Source organism: Bradyrhizobium sp. AUGA SZCCT0182 (assembly GCF_018130185.1).
Classification (GTDB): Bacteria; Pseudomonadota; Alphaproteobacteria; order Rhizobiales; family Xanthobacteraceae; genus Bradyrhizobium.
In genome coordinates this window covers 1-15978 of the sequence record NZ_JAFCLY010000012.1, presented here as the reverse complement: position 1 = coordinate 15978, position 15978 = coordinate 1, and the positions used below count along the sequence as shown (strand labels likewise).

Genomic DNA, 15978 nt, shown 5'->3' with positions numbered 1-15978 from the left:
ATTCAAATTGTACGCATTAACGCGCCAGACGCTGCCGCCGCGGCACTTGCGGTTGCAAAAGCGCCCGGCGTTAACCTGCTCTGGCCGGCGTCAGAGCGCACAAAGGCGGTATCCGGCAACGCGGATACCGCCTTTTGAAGTCGGGAAATCGAGGATTGGGGCGGCTGGCGCTTTACCGCGCGCTAACCGCGTCTTCGAGCGTCTCGGCAATTTGCTCGTGGACGAACTCGAGCGCGAAGCCTTCTTCGAGATTTCGCACCACCCGGGACTGGACCTTGCCCAGCATGACAAGCGATTTCAGCGGCGGGCGGTTTTCCGCGGCAATCGCCGCACCCGACGCCGAGAGGTCGATGATCCGGCAGGTCATCTTGCTGCCGTCCTCGAGCGTGAGCAGCGCGATCGGGTTGCGCGGCACGATACGGTCGTGGCGGCGGTCTTCCGGAAGATTGAGAATATCGCGGTTGGCGAGCCAGGTGAGCTGGGCGGCGAGCTTGTCGCGTTTGCGCGCGGTCGCGCCCACGGTCATGGCAAAACCATTGTCGATGATGCGGGTGATCTTGCCCTCAACCCGGCCGATATGGTCGAGATAGGCGATCACGCGGTCGCCGACATTGCCGATGCCGGGCGCCAGCAGGGCCAATCCGCCCGGCGACATATTGATGATCTGGCAGGGAAATTCACGCCGGTCCGGCAGCATATAGCGGCCGAGCAGGTGGACTTTCACGCGCTGGAAGCGCCGTCGCTCCTGAGCGACCGGGACAGTGGATTTTTTTTGCGCAAACGACATTCTTCGCCACCCGACGTCCGGTCCTTCGGCGTCAGGAAGACCCTAAGGCCGACAGGGTTAATGATGTGTTATCGCCGGTTGCATCAAGTATGTGCATCAAGCTGTGTGTGTCCGTGCCGCCGCAATCCGGTTGAACGTCCACAGCAGCGGCGGGCACAGCAAAACCATCGCCGCACCGAAGTCGAATGCGGTGGCAGCGGTCCCCGTCCATTTGGCGAGGCTGCCGCCGACAAACGGCCCCAGCATCATCGCCGCATAATAGACCGTGTAGAACAGGCCCATGCCGATCGCGCGGGTGGAAGGCTGCAGCACCTGCGGGGGCAGGCTCATGATCGGCCCCGACGGCAGCGCGCAGACGAGGCCGAGCGCGACGACTGTCAGCAGCACGGCGCCGGAGCGTGGCAGCATCAGCATCAGCAGCGCGAACACGATGCACCCGCCGACAAGAACAGTCTGCGGGCGCTTGGTTCGATCCGCCAGAAATCCGCCTGCCGGGCCCGCGAGCGCCGCCAGCCACAGCACGATGCTGATGGTCGATCCTGCTGACGCGATCGACCAGCCGCGTTCGACCAGCAACAACGGTCCGAAGCTGAAGATCATCGCAAAGCCGATATTGTAGATGCCCCAGAGCAGCCCCGCGACGATCACCGCGATCGTTACGTTGCGGTCGAGACGTGCGGGAGCGCCGGAGACCGCAGCCGCATTCGGGGCCGATCGATAGCCCGCGGCAAGAAGAACGATCCCCCATCCGATCAAGGCTGCGACCGCGAAATAGACCGCGCTCACGCCCCAGGCGGTGCCGATCGCGGGCAGGGTCAACAACGAAAGCGCAATGCCGGCCGGCCATGAATTGATGAAGATCGCCATCGCCGTTGCGATCTCGCGACCGGCGAACCAGTCAGCGACCATCCTGGTCATCTGGACGTTGAGCAGCACGCCGCCGGCGCCCGCGATCAGCCGTCCCGCCATCTGCACGGTCCAGGAATCCGACAGCGCCATCGCAAGGCCGCCGATCAGCATCAGCGTGAGCGCGGCGAGCACGGTGGTCTTGTCGCCGAACCTTTGCCCGATTGCGCCGCCCGGCAACGCAATCGCCACGCCCGGCGTGAAGTAAAGACCGATCAGCAATCCGATATCGGCAAGGCTGACGCCGAAATTGCTGCCGAGCAACGGCGCGACCGCGGCCACGCTCTGAAACTGGAAGGCCATCGTGAGGCGAACCACGAACAGGATCGCAAGAATGCCCCAGCGATTGCGCAATGCCGCACCTTCAAGAGTTGTCGAGCAACCTCCGACCGCGAGCGAGCTATGTCAACGCGCGCACGGATTTCGGCCTGAACGTCGCCGGCGGTCGAAAGCTACTTCTGGACCAGCTGATGGAGATCCTGCTTGATCGAGTTGAGCAGCGACTCCAGCCGTTCCGGCCTGAATGCCGGCTGCGCTGGCAACGCCGCTTGAGCAGCCAACTCCGCGATGGCGGTTTGAACCGGCTTCTCCGTGACGATGGGCTTCTTTGGAAAGAGCGGGCGAACGGCACGCTGGGCAGGTCGATCTGGAATTACCGGCCGGACCGGTTCTTCGGCCTGCGCGCCGGCTTCGACGAACTCGCCGTGCAAAACATCCTCGCGCCGTCCCATCAGCCACAGGACCGCCCAATAGGAAACCGCCAGTAAAATGACGCAGAAAATAATGATCTCAAACATGGCTCACGTCCAATCCGGTCAGTATCCCGGCAAAGGTCGTTTTCGGTCAAGACCGCTGAAAGCGATTGTTTGTCAGTGCGTTGTTTCGGTACCATCATGCTTAATGTCGGGCCCGGCAGGGCCGGCCAAATTTCGGGGAGGGATGCGATGCCGGGAGTAAAGCGGGAGCGCGACGATGCCGTCGGCGTGCTGACACTGGACGAGCCTGCGACGCTGAATGCGATGACGCCAGATCTGTTGGGCGATCTTGCCCTCGCGATCCCGGAGATGACCGAGGATCCCGGGGTACGGGCGCTGGTCCTGACCGGCGCCGGCCGCGGCTTTTGCTCCGGCCAGAACCTCAAGGCCGCGGCCGTCCTCGGCGACGACATTGTCGATGGGGTGATGCGGTATTACTGGCCGGCCTTCAGGGCGCTGCGCGAATGTCAGGTGCCGATCGTGGTGGCGGTCAATGGCGTCGCCGCCGGCGGCGGCTTCAGTCTCGCGATGGCGGGAGACGTGATTGTCGCGGCGCGCTCGGCGAGCTTCATTCAGGTCTTCAGCCGGATCGCACTGGTGCCTGATCTGGGCTCGACCTGGCTGTTGCCGCGCCTGGTCGGCCGGCAGCGCGCGCTCGAACTGATGTTGATGAACGAGCCGCTATCGGCCGAGACGGCCAGGGAATGGGGACTGGTCCGGGAAGTGTTCGATGATGCCGCGCTTCAGGGCGGCGCGCTGGCGCTGGCGCGCAAGCTTGCAAACGGTCCGACGCGGGCGCTGGTTGCGACGCGCCGCCTGCTCGAGGAGAGCGAACACGCCAGTTATGCCGATCAGTTCCGGCGCGAAATCGAGACGCAGGCCGAGATCCGCAAGAGCGCGGATGCGCTGGAGGGACGCAACGCGTTTCTTGAAAAGCGCGCCGCGCGGTTCAGCGGCCGGTAATCCCCTCATACACCATGAAGCCGCGCGCGATGGCGAGCTTGCGCAAGGCGCGGGGAACGAGTTTTTCCGGCCGGTGCAGATAGCGCCAGGACGTCAGCTTGAAATCCTTCAGCGTGCCGAGATCGTCCTCGAACGGCGCCAACAGGCCGGTGACGCTGATCGGCGCGTGCGCGCGGTTGTTGAACGGCAGCAGCAGCAATTCCAGATGCGCCGTCCGGCCGTCTTCCGACGTCGCGGTGATGCCGGCGACGGCGGCCAGCATTTCTTCGGCGACGTAAGTCACGACGTCTTCGATTTCGCGGCGGCTCTCTGGTGCGAACAGCGCCGAGAAGCTGCTGTCCTTTGCGTCGCGGCCGAGCAGGGCGCAGACCCGTGTTCCGGCGACGCGGAAGGGGAAGCCGGTCTCGTTTTCGTAACCCAGCACGAAGATGTCGCCGAGCAGTTCGCGTACCGCGGAAGGTTCGATCTCGCTGCGGTCAGGTGCCCGCGCGTGGCCGCGTTTTGCGTCCCAATAGGCAAAAAACTGACGGCTCGATGGATGTTTCATACGTTGGCCTCGCCCCCGCCCGTGGCAGGGCGAAACATATCTGTCCCGATTTTGCTCACGTGCTGTCCCTTCTGTGTTGTGCAGGACAGGCTGTGCAGCGTCCATGCCGTGGACGCGGTTTGGCCGCTTTGGCGGCGGCTTTGCGTTATTAACGTTAAATTAACTATGAGATTGGCGATCCCGGTGCGGCCTGCGTAGAGTGGAACGCATCGAGCCCGGCCGGCTTATCTCCGACTTACCGGCTCGGTTGGTACACAGGTGGCGTCAAACAGTTTGGTCGTCGCGCGGGGAGGGGTGGGGATGTTCCCCCAAGCTCCAGGGGCGCGAAAAGATCGGCACGACGAGGGAGGACGTTCTCAGCGTCCTCCCTTTTTCTTTGCTCTTGTTGGCATAGCGACCCTGTCTCGTGTCCCGGACGCAGTGCAGCGCTCTTGCGGTGCACTGCAGAGCCGGGGACACGGGTATGTCCACCACAGCCATTTTGTGCACTTGCACAGCGCGGGCAAAGCCGCCTATCTGGGCCGATTATTCCCCAAAGCCGCCTCTAAAGGTCTCTAAAGGTCCCTGGCCCCTTGGAATCCCAGCCTGAAACCCAGCTTGAAGCCCCGGACGGTCCGCGAGAGCCGATCCTGACCCTGCCGGGTGCGCTGACGGCCTATATCGCGCTGATCGCGGTCATTCATCTGCGGGTGCTGCTGCCGCCGGACCTCGAGAACTGGACCATCGACGTCTTCGGTTTCATTCCGAAACGCTACGATTCGACGCTGCTCAACATCGATTTTCCCGGCGGAGCGGGCGCCAAGGTCTGGACCTTCGTCACCTATTCGCTGCTGCACGCCAATCTCACCCATATCGGCTTCAACGTGCTGTGGCTGTTGCCGTTCGGCAGCGCGCTGGCGCGCCGGTTCGGCGCGGTCAGGTTTTACCTGTTCATGGCCGTGACGGCCGCGGCCGGCGCGATTGCACATCTGCTCACGCATGAACACGCGATCGCGCCGATGATCGGCGCGTCGGCGTCGGTGTCCGGCACCATGGCGGCCGCCATTCGCTTTGCCTTTGTGAAGGGAAGCTTTCTGTCGTTCAGCCGCGGTGACGCGGATGAAGCGGCGAAGGTGCCGGCGCTGTCGCTCGGACAGGCCTTTCGCGACACGCGCGTGCTGGGATTTCTGGCGGTGTGGTTCGGCGTCAACATCATCTTTGGCGTCGGATCGATTGCGATCGGCGCCGACGGCGGCACCGTGGCGTGGCAAGCGCATATCGGCGGATTTCTCGCCGGCCTGATGCTGTTTTCGCTGTTCGATCCGGTGCCACGGGCGGCAGCGCATGCTGCAGATGCGTCATCGCCTGACGAGGCCGACCGCGTCTGATCGTCGCTTGCGGCGCACCGCGATTTCATCCATCATCTTGACATGTGTGACACAAGACAAAGCCCGCTGCCATGCTGGACAGCCGAGCTTGTAGACCGCGCCTGAAACGAACGCTCTTGAAACGAGTTCGGCGCGGAACTGTTGATTGAAGACTCGCGAACAAGTCGAACCCCCAAAAGGGGTGCGCACCGATTCAGGAGGCGGCAATGACGGTACGTGCAATTCTCGATTCCAAAGGCCATGACATCCTGAACGTCGAGCCGGACGCCAAGCTCTCGGCCGCGGTCAAGCTCCTGGGCGAGCGCAAGATCGGTGCCGTGCTGGTCATGAACCAGGGACGCCTCGAAGGCATCTTGTCGGAACGCGACATCGTCCGTGTGCTCGGCGAGCGCGGCGCCAAGGTGCTGGATGAGCCGGTCAGCGCCGTGATGACGCGCAAGGTCGTCAGTTGCCGGGAGTCGGACACGGTCAGCGGCATCATGGAAATGATGACGCTGGGCAAGTTCAGGCATTTGCCTGTCGTCGAGGAGGGCAAGGTGGTCGGCCTGATCTCGATCGGCGACATCGTCAAGCGCCGTGTCCACGAATATGAAGCCGAGCAGGAAGCGCTGCGCGACTACATCAAGACCGCCTGAGCCCTATTCTTTCTCTGGTCCGGCCTTTTCGGCGGGCGCGGCGGCACCAGCCGCTGGCGGCGCCAGAATGTGGATCGCTTCCTGGATGGAATCGATGGCGCGCTCGGCGGCGCGCACGCCATGGGCGATCAGATCGTCGGCGCGGTGAAAATCGAACAAGCCGATCTTGCCGACCCGGGGCGAGATCAGGAGATCCGGCGGATCGCCGGCCAGCCGCGCGCGGGTGATGCGGTCCTGCATGATGTTGAAGGCGTCGACCATGACCGTGGAAATTCCCGGCCGGCCGGGCGCGCCGAAGAATTCGCGCTTTACGGTGCGTTCGGCGGAGAAGAATTTTCCGAGGCCGCGCTTCGGAGTTGCAGGTTCAGGCGCTGCTTCCGGCACAACCGCAAGCTCGGCGGAAGGGCCATGCGCATAGATCGTCGTCGAGTGGGTAAAGACGTCGCTGGAGAGATTGGCGGCGATGACGATCTCCGCGCCGAGGGCGCGGGCCGCCGACACCGGAACCGGGTTGACCAGCGCGCCATCGACCAGCCAGCGGTCGCCGATCAGGACCGGCGAGAATATTCCCGGCAGCGCGTATGAGGCCTGCATCGCGTCGATCATGCGGCCATGGGTCAGCCAGATCTCGTGGCCGGTGCGCACTTCGGTCGCAACAGTGGCGAATTTCACCGGCAGGTCCTCGATCAGGCCCTGACCCATCGTCGTCTCGAGTTGGGCGGCAAGCCTGCTGCCGCCGATCAGGCCGGAGCCGTTGAGACGGATATCGAGATAGCTGAAAATATTGCGCGGCTGCAGGCCGCGCGCCCATTCTTCCACCTTTTCGAGATTTCCGGAGGCGTAGCCGCCGCCGATCACCGCGCCCATCGACGTTCCCACCACGACATTGGGATGGATACCGTGGGCGACCAGGGTCTTGATGATGCCGATATGAGCGAACCCGCGCGCGGCGCCGCCGCCCAGCGCCAGCCCGATCACCGGCCGGCGGATGCTGCCGAGCCCTACCTCGTCACGGCCGTCGGAGCCCTTTTGGCCGCGGCCCATCCAGTTATCCAACACGAAAAACTCTCCTGCGGCTCAAGCATATTCGCCGCGGCATGGCCGTACCAGAATCATGTCAATCAATTCCAGATGCATGGTTTATGCCCGGCCAAAGCGGCCTAGGCGGAGATTATGACTGGACTGCGACCGCGTGATCAACTGCCGGTTCCTTGGTCCAGGAGGCTTCGGGCTGCTCTTTCGGGCTACTCTGCAGGCTTGAATTTGCCGCGTTTTCAGTGAAAAGCATGGCGATGACTTGGCGAGGCAATGGCATCGGCGGGGACGGGAGCGCATGGCGGCTTTTCCCGCGGCTTCTGCTTGCCTCAATGTTTGCCTTGGTGTTGCTGGCACCTGGCCCGGCTTCGGCCCAGATGTTCTCCGATCGCCCGCCGCCGGTGCCGCCGGGTTCGATTCCGGATGCGCCGTCGGGTCCTGCGATGAACCTGGCGCCGCCGGGCTCGATTCCCGCCCTGCCGCCAACGCTGACGCAGCCGACCCTGGTGCCGCCGTCGATCGCCACCGTCCCGCCGGTTGCGCCGCCGCCGGGCGCCGCGACGCCTGGCCAGGCCGTGCTGTCGTTGACGGCGCGCTACGGCAAGGATTTGCCGGTCATCAACAGCGGGTTGGTGTGGCGGGTGTTCGCGGACAAGCCGGACGATAACGGCACGTTCCGCCTGATCCGCGAGGACCGCGGTGCGACCCCGAACATCGTGCTGCCGCCGGGCAATTATGTCGTGCACGTCGCGCTCGGCCTCGTCAGCGCGGTGCGGGCGGTGAGCCTGAAGTCGGAGACCGATCGGGAATCCTTCGTGCTTCCGGCCGGCGGCCTGCGCATCGAAGGCCGCGTCGGCACCTCCAAGATCCCGCCGAACCAGATTTCGTTCGCGATTTATAAAGGCAGCCAGTTCGACGGCGCGGAGCGGACCTCGCTGTTGCCCAACGTCGCCGGCGGCGACGTCGCGCTGCTGCCGGAGGGCACCTACTACATCATCTCCAACTACGGCGATGCCAATTCCGTTGTCCGTTCCGACATCCGCGTGCAGGCCGGCAAGTTGACCGACGTGATCGTCACCCATCGCGCCGCTGTGATCACGCTAAAACTGGTCAGCGACAAGGGCGGCGAGGCGCTCGCCAACACCGCCTGGTCCGTCATCACGCCGGGCGGCGACGTCATCAAGGAATCGATCGGCGCATTTCCCCGCGTCGTCCTGTCCGAAGGCGAATACCGCGCCATCGCCAAGAACGAAGGCAAGGTGTTCGAGCGCCCGTTCAACGTGGTGAACGGTGTTGATGGCGAGGTCGAGGTCGTGGCGCGGTAGCGAACCTCATGGTGAGGAGCGCGTCTTCGCGCGTCTCCGGACGATGCTTCGCCGGGCGAACCGTGAGGCCCGTGGCCCGTCCCTCGAGACGGCCGCGTTAGATCTAACAAGCGAGGAAACCAATCGTGACCAGGGTCGCTGCTTTGCAGCTCTCTCGCCATCCTTATCAAGACCCTGTCAGAACACCTGTTCTTCTATCCATCGAAGATAGTCAGCCGAGCCGTCCGGGGGCGAGGAGCCGTTTGGAGACATGGGCCGGCGGCGCCTTTCCATAGCCTACCCAATGGAGCCCAATATGCTCTACCACTGCACCTGCCGACGGAATCCCCGCGCTGATCGAACAGCCAGCACCAAGTAGCACGGTGCATTTTCGCGTTGTGCCTGGTTTCGGCCGCAGCGCCTCTACAATGTCTTCTAACCTGCGTGGGGGCGTTGGCATCAAACTATTCTCATGTTGGAATTGAGTGCACCAAGCAGCACTAAGCTGACACCGCATGCTGTAGGTTTGTGCGCCTCGTTAGGCGACGAGATTGAGCTTTGGCCGCTTTCTTGGTGGCTGCTCGCTCGACGTATCCTTGCGCGGCTTGATGAAGTCAGCCCATCTTCTCAGCCGGAACCATCCACGTCCTTGCTTCGAAGTCGAGCTCCGTCCACTCCATCAGCCGGATTTCCTGGCTCCGCGACACGGTGAGGATGCCGACTTCTGTGCAGCGCGCGGCGTTGCCGGGATCATAGCGCAGCCCTGTCATCATTCCCGGCATCTTCGTATACGGCGCGGACCGATGCCCCTTCTTGCGATTCAGCTTGCGAGGCGACGGCAGCAGGTGTTTGAGGTTGCCGCGCCATGCGGCCGGGTTCTCGCCCGCGCGCAGCCTCAACGCTTTGGCAGCATCCGTCAGCCGCTCGATCCGCTGGCGCGTCCGCGACGCTGTGACCGGCTTCACGGTCCAGATCGCTTTGAGCGCCTCCAATATGTGCTCGGTGGTGATCTCTTGGAGCTTCTTGTTGTGCAGGCTCGGCACGTCCCGGATGGAGCGCTGCCACTGCTTTAACTCCTCTTCGGACAGCCCTTGGCACCAATCAGGATACTGCTCCTCGGCAAACTCCTTGAAGGTCTTGCTGCCCTGAGCGGTGGCCCGCTTCTTGACGCGCGGATCGATGCCCTCGCGCTTCAACGCGACCTTATAGTCGCGCGCCTTCTCGCGCGCCCCACTAAGGGTCAGAACGTCACGCTTGCGCCGTCGCGGTCGCCAGCCCTGGCGAACTCCATCTGCGCCCGCTTGCCCTCGAGGTCGGTGAAGCGGAAGGCCCACACCCGATCACCGCTCTCGCGCACCACCAGATAAAGCCCCCACCGTCCGCATGTACGCCAGGTTGCAGGGATTTAACTTGGTTCGAATTGAGTGCCACTTTAACGTTCCCGTTCTGCTTACCACTTACCGTCACGGATGCTCGGTCGTGATGGTTAGTTGTTCCAAAATCGACCTGCTTTGGATCGGTGACCATCACGGATACTTTACGAGGGAAAGCAGCGTTAACTTGCCATTACTTCACCAAAACCGGCCGGCGTTCGGCGATTTTTAGCGAAGCCAGACGACGGTAGATGCCAGCAATACATTGAAAATAAATGGAAATAAAAGCTGTAACGACGGTCAGTGATAACAAACGAAGCACTCAGATTGGATACATGATCCGTGACGGCATTCGGTAAACTGATCCGCACCACGGCGTTTCGCCTGACGCTGGTCTACCTGTTTTTGTTTGCGCTGTTTGCCGCTTCGTTGCTGGGCTATTTCGCCTGGAATACGCGCCGGCTGATCAACGAGCAGATCACCGCGACCGTCAACGCCGAGATCGCCGAGATCGAGATCATCTACGCACGCCGCGGGCTGCAGGGCCTTGCCCTCACGCTCGGCCGCCGCACGCTGCGGCCCGGCGCCAACCTCTATCTCGTCACCACGCCGGCAGGAACGGCGTTCGGCGGCAATGTCGAATCGCTGTCTCCGGGCGTAATGGCCTCTTCGGGCTGGTCCGAGACGGCGTACCGCCGGCTCGACGAGCAGGACACCGCCCACCATCGCGCGCTGGTGCGCGTCACCCAACTCGACAACGGTTTTCGGCTGCTGGTCGGACGCGACCTCGAGGAACGAAGGCGGATGTTCGGCATCGTCGCCAACGCCGCGCAATGGTCGCTGCTGGTCGTCATCGTGCTCGGTCTCGGCGGTGGCATCTTCGTGGCGCGGCGGGTGCTGCACCGGATCGACGCCATGACCGGCACCACCCGGCGCATCATGGCCGGCGATCTCTCCGGCCGGCTGCCGGTGGGCCGCAGCGGCGACGAACTCGACCGGCTCGCGGAAAATCTCAACGCCATGCTGGAGCGGATCGAGGCCCTGATGACGGGGCTCAAGGAAGTCTCCGACAACATCGCCCATGACCTGAAGACACCGCTGACGCGGCTGCGCAACCGCGCCGAGGAGGCATTGGCGAGTTCAGGCAGCGAGAGCGAATACCGCGCCGCGCTCGAACGCACCATCGAGGAATCCGACGGCCTGATCCGCACCTTCAACGCGCTGTTGATGATCGCGCGCGCCGAGTCCGGGCAGGCGCGCGGCAACATGGACGATTTCGACGCCGCCGACGTCGCAAAAGGCATCCACGAACTCTACGAGCCGCTGGCCGAAGACGACGGCCTGACCTTGCGCGTCAGGGCCGCACCCGCAGCCCTGCACGGCAACCGCGAGCTGATCAGCCAGGCGCTGGCCAATCTGGTCGAGAACGCGATCAAATACGGCAAGCCGGATCCGGCGGTGCAGCCGCTGGACGCCGCGGTGGCGGCACGTTCCCGGGAGATCCTGATCGAGTCGCGGCGCGAGGGCGATACCGTGCTGCTCAGCGTCACCGATCACGGCCCCGGCATTCCCGAAGGCGATCGCAAGCACGCGGTGGAACGGTTCGTGCGGCTGGAGGCCAGCCGGACGCTGCCGGGGTCCGGCCTCGGCCTCAGCCTGGCCTCGGCGGTGGCAACCCTGCATGGCGGCGAACTGCGGCTCGGCGATGCGCATCCGGGCCTGGTCGCGACGCTGGCCATTCCGGCGCGCGCGGCCTCCGGTGACAGGCTTGCGGCTCAAACGCAGGATGTGCCACAGAAGGTGGCATGAACTCATCCGCGCCGGGCAACGCGGAAGGACAGGGCCTCGCCGCGCGCTTCGTGGACGGGCCGCATGTCTCCGCTTCCAGCAATGCCGAACAGATATTTTCAGCCTGGCTCTCCGAACTGGAGCCGGCGCAGTTGGCTGCGCTCGAGGCCGTGCTGGCGCAGCCGTTCGCCAGGCGCATCCTGCTGGGCATCGCGGAGTTCTCGCCCTATCTGTTCGATCTGTTCCGCGCCGACGCCGCGCGGCTGATCCGCTTGCTGGCGTGCGACCCGGAGTCGCACCTTTCCACGCTGATCGAGAAAACCACCAGCGACGTATTCAATGCGGCCAGCGAAGCCGACGTGATGCATCTGCTTCGCCGCATGAAGGCGGAAGCCGCGTTGATGACCGCGCTGTGCGACATCGGCGGGGTCTGGCCTGTGATGCGCGTGACGGCGGCGCTGACCGATCTCGCGGTCGCTTCAGTGCAGGCGGCGCTGCGGTTCCTGCTCCGACAGGAGGTCGTGCGCGGCCGGATGAATGCAGCCAACCATGACCGGCCCGAGGAAGGCTGCGGCCTGATCGTGCTCGCGATGGGCAAGATGGGCGCAGGCGAACTGAACTACTCCAGCGACATCGACCTGATCGTGTTCTTCGATCCCGCCGCGACCTCGCTCGTCGCCGACATCGAACCGGCGCCGTTCTTCGTGCGCGTCACGCAGGCGCTCGCACGGATTCTGCAGCAGCGCAGCGGCGACGGCTATGTGTTCCGCGTCGATCTGCGGCTGCGCCCCGATCCCGCCTCGACGCAAGTCGCGATGTCGACCGACGCGGCGCTGCATTATTACGAGCGGGAAGGGCGCACTTGGGAACGCGCCGCGATGATCAAGGCGCGGCCCTGCGCCGGTGATCCCAAGGCCGGCGAGGCGCTGATTGCCGAACTGGCACCGTTTGTCTGGCGCAAGCATCTCGATTTCGCCGCGCTTGCCGACGTCCATGACATGAAGCGGCAGATGCAGACCTATCGCGGCCAAAGCGAGATCTCGGTCGAGGGCCATAACGTCAAGGTCGGCCGCGGCGGCATCCGCGAAATCGAATTCTTCGCCCAGACCCAGCAATTGATCGCGGGTGGCCGGCATCCGCATTTGCGGGTGCGGCCGACGCTGCAGGCGTTGCAGGTGCTGGCGACCAGCAACTGGATCACGTTTCAGGCGCAGGAAGAGCTCACCATCGCTTACGAATATCTGCGCCGCGTCGAGCACCGGCTGCAGATGATATCGGACGAGCAGACCCATGCGCTGCCCGACGAGCCCGAAGCCATGGAGCGTTTCGCAAACTTCTTCGGCTATGAGAGCCGCGCCGCCTTCGCAAAAGATTTGCTCGGCCACCTCAAGACAGTGCAGGGGCATTACAGCAAGCTGTTCGAGGGCGATCCGACCGGCACCGAGAAACTGCCCGATGTCAATTACGGCGCGGGACCCGAAGACCCGCGGCTGCTGGATCATTTGGCGACGCTCGGTTTCAAGAAGCCGGTCATGGTCGCAGGCACCCTGCAGCAATGGATGACGGGCGATTATCGCGGGCTGCGTAACGAGGCCACCAAAAGCGCGTTCATCGAATTCATCCCCGGCCTGATCGACGGCCTCGCGCATGCCGAGGACCCCGACGATGCCGTGACGGCGTTCGACCGTTTCCTCGGCGCGCTGCAGCGCGGCGGGCGGTTGATCTCGCTATTGAGCCAGAACCGCGATCTCGTTGCGCTGGTGGCGCTGATCCTCGGTGCCGCGCCGCGGCTCGGCGACATGCTGGCGCGTCAGCCGCAGATCATGGACGGCTTGATCGACCCGCGCTTTTTCGGCGCGATGCCGGACCAGAAGGAATTGTCCGCGCGGCTTGCGACGACATTGAAGGACGCGGATTCCTACGAGGACTTTCTCGACCGGTTGCGGTTGTTCGGCCAGGAAAGCCTGTTCCTGATCGGCACGCGCATTCTTTCAGGTACCGTATCGGCGCAGCAGGCCAGCGTCGCCTTTGCCGATGTGGCCGAAGGTATCGTGAACACCGTGCATGGTCTCGTCACCGACCAGTTCGCGACCCAATATGGCAGGATCAAAGGGCAGGAGACCGCGATCATTGCGATGGGCCGGCTCGGCAGCCGCGAGATGACCGCGTCCTCCGATCTCGATCTGATCCTGCTTTATGATTTCGACGAGGAGTATCCGGATTCCGACGGCGAGCGGTCGCTGCACGGCGCGCAGTATTTTGCGCGGCTGACCCAGCGCCTGATCTCGGCCTTCACGACGCGGACCAATTACGGCGTGCTCTATGACGTCGACATGCGGCTGCGCCCCTCGGGCCGCGCCGGCCCGGTGGCGTCGCGGATCGATTCATTCGCCGACTATCAGGAACGCGAGGCCTGGACCTGGGAGCACATGGCGCTGACGAGGGCGCGGGTGATTTCGGCATCCCCTGCGTTCCGCAAGAAGATCGAGGACATCATCCGCGGCGTGCTGGTCCGCTCCCGCGATCCCGCCAGCACGGCGACCGACGTCGCCGACATGCGCCGCGCCATCGCACTGGAAAAAGGCGAGGACGACATCTGGGACCTGAAACTCGCAGCCGGCGGCCTCGTCGATATCGATTTCATCGCGCAATATCTGCAGCTGGCTTATGCTTCAGCCAAACCCGAAATCCTCAGCGTCTCCACCCTGCAGGTGCTCGACAACGCCGCTCGGTCAGGCGTGCTGCCGCAAGCCGAAGCCGAAGTGCTGCGCCAGGCTGCGCGGCTCTATCACGACCTGACCCAGATTTTGCGTTTGTGCGTGAACGGCAAGTTCAACCCGGAAACCGCAGGCGAGAATCTGCAGCGCGTAATGGCGCGCGCCGGCGACACCCCGGATTTCTCGACGCTGCAGGCAAGGGTAAGGGAGACCGAGGCGGAGGTGCGACGGGTGTTTCTGGCGCTGGTGGGTGGGGGGTAATTCACAGGATGCGCGATGCGTCGTGGATTCGCTAAGCAGCAACCTTTTGTTGGCCATGGAAACCCCGCGCATCATTTGGCGGGAAGGCAGTACTAATACCGGGAAGCGCCAAACTGCCTGCGAGTGCCTTGTGTTCCCGCCACAGTAGGCGCAACACCTCCTGGGCAGGGGAAGTCAAAAATGCGAAATCTCGGGATCGTGGTGCTTTGCACCGCGCTGGCTGGCTGCGCGTCGAGTTCGTCTGATATCATGCCGGCTTACGTCTCGCCGGTCGCGTAGCAGAGTTATACGTGTCAGCAACTGGCTCAGGAAGCACAGGCCGTTTCAACCCGGGCCGCTTCGCTATCGGGCGTTCAGGATCAAAAGCGAACCAACGACGGCCTGGCAACCGCTGCGGCCGTTGTCATCTTTTGGCCAGCCGCGTTTTTCGTCGGCGGCGACAAGCAGACCGCAGCCGAGCTTGCCCAAATGAAGGGGCAGATGGTTGCCATTGAACAAGCCGCAAACATCAAGAAGTGCGGCATCCAATTCCAGGGGCCGCGGCCACCGGGGACATGAGCCGACGATGACCGGCGATGAATCAAGGAATCTCAAGGTCGGTAGTCGCATTCGCTGGGGTGCAGATGAAGGCGATCAGGCAACCGTCACGGAGAGGAACTGGTCGGGCGTATCCCTTAAATGGGATGATCGGGCCGAACAGTCCATTTTGCACAATGACATGAAATTGGCGTCTCTCATTTCAAGGAAATGATAGCTGTATTGCCAAATCGACCCAGGCTGCGCTTTTTCCCGACCCGCCGCCGCTTGTACAAATTCGCACAGGATGAGCAATATTGATCAGCGTCTTGGGGCGGCCAGCGTGCATATTGGCGGGATCACCACCCAGGAGGCAGCGAATGAAAATCATGACACAAAAAATCAGGGAGCATACGTGCTCCGCCTGCAAAGGAACGGGCTTCCCCGTGGTGAAGCAGCCTGTGCTGGCAACCCGCAGAATCTATCCGGCCAAGTGCGTGGCCTGTACCGGCAAAGGAAAAATTACCGACGCTGATTGAGGTGCCTTGTACGATACGCAATTGCCGATCGGGAATGACGCAAAAAAGGCGAGCGCAATCAACAAAATTTGCCCGACGGGCAAATCAGTTCCGATTTACGGAAATCGTGTCAAGTCCAGAATTTCCGAAAATCAAAAATATTTTCCTTTCCTTCGACCCAAATCATCGGCACATTCTCGCCATCCCGTCCCACTCAGAGGGGCGTTGGCCATCGTCACAACGAGGGGCGGGTCGCGGTGGACGCTGATGTTGCGATTGACGGTCGCGGCTGATGCGTACGGTGAAGGCGTGTGGTCCTGGCGCCCGTAACGGCGTCAAGTCCTTAAGGGAGCTAACGCTTCCGAGGGACGACGGTGGCAATAGAGGCCGTCTCACCGGGGAGAGCGCGTTATAAGCCGTAAAGCCATTGCGCAGGGAATGTCGGATGCTCTCCGCTGCCCTGTATGCTCGTGTGCAGCATTCTTATGCACAATTCGCACACGAGA

General features: G+C 63.1%; 15 protein-coding genes. 8 read left to right on the top strand and 7 right to left on the bottom strand.

Features of this window, described 5'->3' with window-relative positions:
- Positions 1 to 172 precede the first annotated feature (172 nt).
- From JQ611_RS14950 to JQ611_RS14940, 3 genes are all read right to left on the bottom strand, one after another.
- Positions 173 to 787 carry a PilZ domain-containing protein gene (locus JQ611_RS14950; RefSeq protein ID WP_212204845.1) on the bottom strand — a complete coding sequence of 205 codons (615 nt, stop codon included), beginning with the start codon at positions 785 to 787 and terminating at the stop codon, positions 173 to 175.
- A gap of 96 nt (positions 788 to 883) precedes the next feature.
- Positions 884 to 2047 (bottom strand): CynX/NimT family MFS transporter, encoded by a 1164-nt coding sequence (locus JQ611_RS14945; RefSeq protein WP_212465858.1) that lies wholly within the window; start codon positions 2045 to 2047, stop codon positions 884 to 886.
- 98 nt (positions 2048 to 2145) lie between these two features.
- Positions 2146 to 2490 (bottom strand): hypothetical protein, encoded by a 345-nt coding sequence (locus JQ611_RS14940; RefSeq protein WP_212465857.1) that lies wholly within the window; start codon positions 2488 to 2490, stop codon positions 2146 to 2148.
- Between the two features lie 147 nt (positions 2491 to 2637).
- On the opposite strand from JQ611_RS14940, the gene JQ611_RS14935 reads away from it, so the two are divergent.
- Positions 2638 to 3411: an enoyl-CoA hydratase-related protein gene (locus JQ611_RS14935; protein WP_212465856.1), complete on the top strand. Its 774-nt coding sequence runs from the start codon at positions 2638 to 2640 to the stop codon at positions 3409 to 3411.
- Here JQ611_RS14935 and JQ611_RS14930 read toward each other — a convergent pair.
- Entirely contained in the window at positions 3398 to 3958 is a 561-nt protein-coding gene (locus JQ611_RS14930) for a PAS domain-containing protein (RefSeq protein WP_212386837.1), read from the bottom strand. The genes JQ611_RS14935 and JQ611_RS14930 overlap by 14 nt on opposite strands.
- A 572-nt stretch (positions 3959 to 4530) precedes the next feature.
- On the opposite strand from JQ611_RS14930, the gene JQ611_RS14925 reads away from it, so the two are divergent.
- Together JQ611_RS14925 and JQ611_RS14920 are read left to right on the top strand one after the other, a co-directional pair.
- Positions 4531 to 5325 carry a rhomboid family intramembrane serine protease gene (locus JQ611_RS14925; RefSeq protein WP_212265836.1) on the top strand — a complete coding sequence of 265 codons (795 nt, stop codon included), beginning with the start codon at positions 4531 to 4533 and terminating at the stop codon, positions 5323 to 5325.
- Positions 5326 to 5531: 206 nt separating this feature from the next.
- Positions 5532 to 5960 carry a CBS domain-containing protein gene (locus JQ611_RS14920; RefSeq protein ID WP_212265835.1) on the top strand — a complete coding sequence of 143 codons (429 nt, stop codon included), beginning with the start codon at positions 5532 to 5534 and terminating at the stop codon, positions 5958 to 5960.
- A 3-nt stretch (positions 5961 to 5963) separates the two neighbouring features.
- Here the strand turns inward: JQ611_RS14920 and JQ611_RS14915 are convergent, their stop codons facing one another.
- Entirely contained in the window at positions 5964 to 7019 is a 1056-nt protein-coding gene (locus JQ611_RS14915) for a patatin-like phospholipase family protein (RefSeq protein WP_312010908.1), read from the bottom strand.
- A gap of 233 nt (positions 7020 to 7252) precedes the next feature.
- Between JQ611_RS14915 and JQ611_RS14910 the strand changes: the two genes are divergently transcribed.
- Entirely contained in the window at positions 7253 to 8320 is a 1068-nt protein-coding gene (locus tag JQ611_RS14910) for a hypothetical protein (protein WP_212265834.1), read from the top strand.
- Positions 8321 to 8913: 593 nt separating this feature from the next.
- Here JQ611_RS14910 and JQ611_RS14905 read toward each other — a convergent pair.
- Complete coding sequence (locus tag JQ611_RS14905) at positions 8914 to 9495, bottom strand: phage integrase central domain-containing protein (protein WP_212465855.1); 582 nt, start codon at positions 9493 to 9495, stop codon at positions 8914 to 8916.
- A gap of 519 nt (positions 9496 to 10014) precedes the next feature.
- Here JQ611_RS14905 and JQ611_RS14900 point away from each other — a divergent pair.
- Complete coding sequence (locus JQ611_RS14900) at positions 10015 to 11481, top strand: ATP-binding protein (protein ID WP_212386831.1); 1467 nt, start codon at positions 10015 to 10017, stop codon at positions 11479 to 11481.
- Complete coding sequence (locus JQ611_RS14895) at positions 11478 to 14438, top strand: bifunctional [glutamine synthetase] adenylyltransferase/[glutamine synthetase]-adenylyl-L-tyrosine phosphorylase (RefSeq protein ID WP_212465854.1); 2961 nt, start codon at positions 11478 to 11480, stop codon at positions 14436 to 14438. Before JQ611_RS14900 ends, JQ611_RS14895 begins: the two co-directional genes overlap by 4 nt.
- 342 nt (positions 14439 to 14780) lie before the next feature.
- On the opposite strand, the gene JQ611_RS41740 is transcribed toward JQ611_RS14895, so the two are convergent.
- Complete coding sequence (locus tag JQ611_RS41740; protein WP_249133190.1) at positions 14781 to 14966, bottom strand: hypothetical protein; 186 nt, start codon at positions 14964 to 14966, stop codon at positions 14781 to 14783.
- Between the two features lie 37 nt (positions 14967 to 15003).
- Here JQ611_RS41740 and JQ611_RS14885 point away from each other — a divergent pair, with 37 nt between their 5' ends.
- A complete protein-coding gene (locus JQ611_RS14885; protein WP_212465853.1) occupies positions 15004 to 15189 on the top strand; it encodes a hypothetical protein in 186 nt (61 codons plus the stop codon).
- Positions 15190 to 15334: 145 nt separating this feature from the next.
- Positions 15335 to 15493 (top strand): hypothetical protein, encoded by a 159-nt coding sequence (locus JQ611_RS14880; RefSeq protein WP_212265827.1) that lies wholly within the window; start codon positions 15335 to 15337, stop codon positions 15491 to 15493.
- The last annotated feature ends 485 nt before the right edge of the window (positions 15494 to 15978 follow it).

What these genes read in the sequence shown, in the direction of transcription:
- JQ611_RS14950 (WP_212204845.1), bottom strand. Translation starts at nt 787, where the DNA reads ATGTCGTTTGCGCAAAAAAAATCCACTGTCCCGGTCGCTCAGGAGCGA.
- JQ611_RS14940 (WP_212465857.1), bottom strand. Translation starts at nt 2,490, where the DNA reads ATGTTTGAGATCATTATTTTCTGCGTCATTTTACTGGCGGTTTCCTAT.
- JQ611_RS14935 (WP_212465856.1), top strand. Translation starts at nt 2,638, where the DNA reads ATGCCGGGAGTAAAGCGGGAGCGCGACGATGCCGTCGGCGTGCTGACA.
- JQ611_RS14930 (WP_212386837.1), bottom strand. Translation starts at nt 3,958, where the DNA reads ATGAAACATCCATCGAGCCGTCAGTTTTTTGCCTATTGGGACGCAAAA.
- JQ611_RS14920 (WP_212265835.1), top strand. Translation starts at nt 5,532, where the DNA reads ATGACGGTACGTGCAATTCTCGATTCCAAAGGCCATGACATCCTGAAC.
- JQ611_RS14910 (WP_212265834.1), top strand. Translation starts at nt 7,253, where the DNA reads ATGACTTGGCGAGGCAATGGCATCGGCGGGGACGGGAGCGCATGGCGG.
- JQ611_RS14895 (WP_212465854.1), top strand. Translation starts at nt 11,478, where the DNA reads ATGAACTCATCCGCGCCGGGCAACGCGGAAGGACAGGGCCTCGCCGCG.
- JQ611_RS14885 (WP_212465853.1), top strand. Translation starts at nt 15,004, where the DNA reads ATGACCGGCGATGAATCAAGGAATCTCAAGGTCGGTAGTCGCATTCGC.
- JQ611_RS14880 (WP_212265827.1), top strand. Translation starts at nt 15,335, where the DNA reads ATGAAAATCATGACACAAAAAATCAGGGAGCATACGTGCTCCGCCTGC.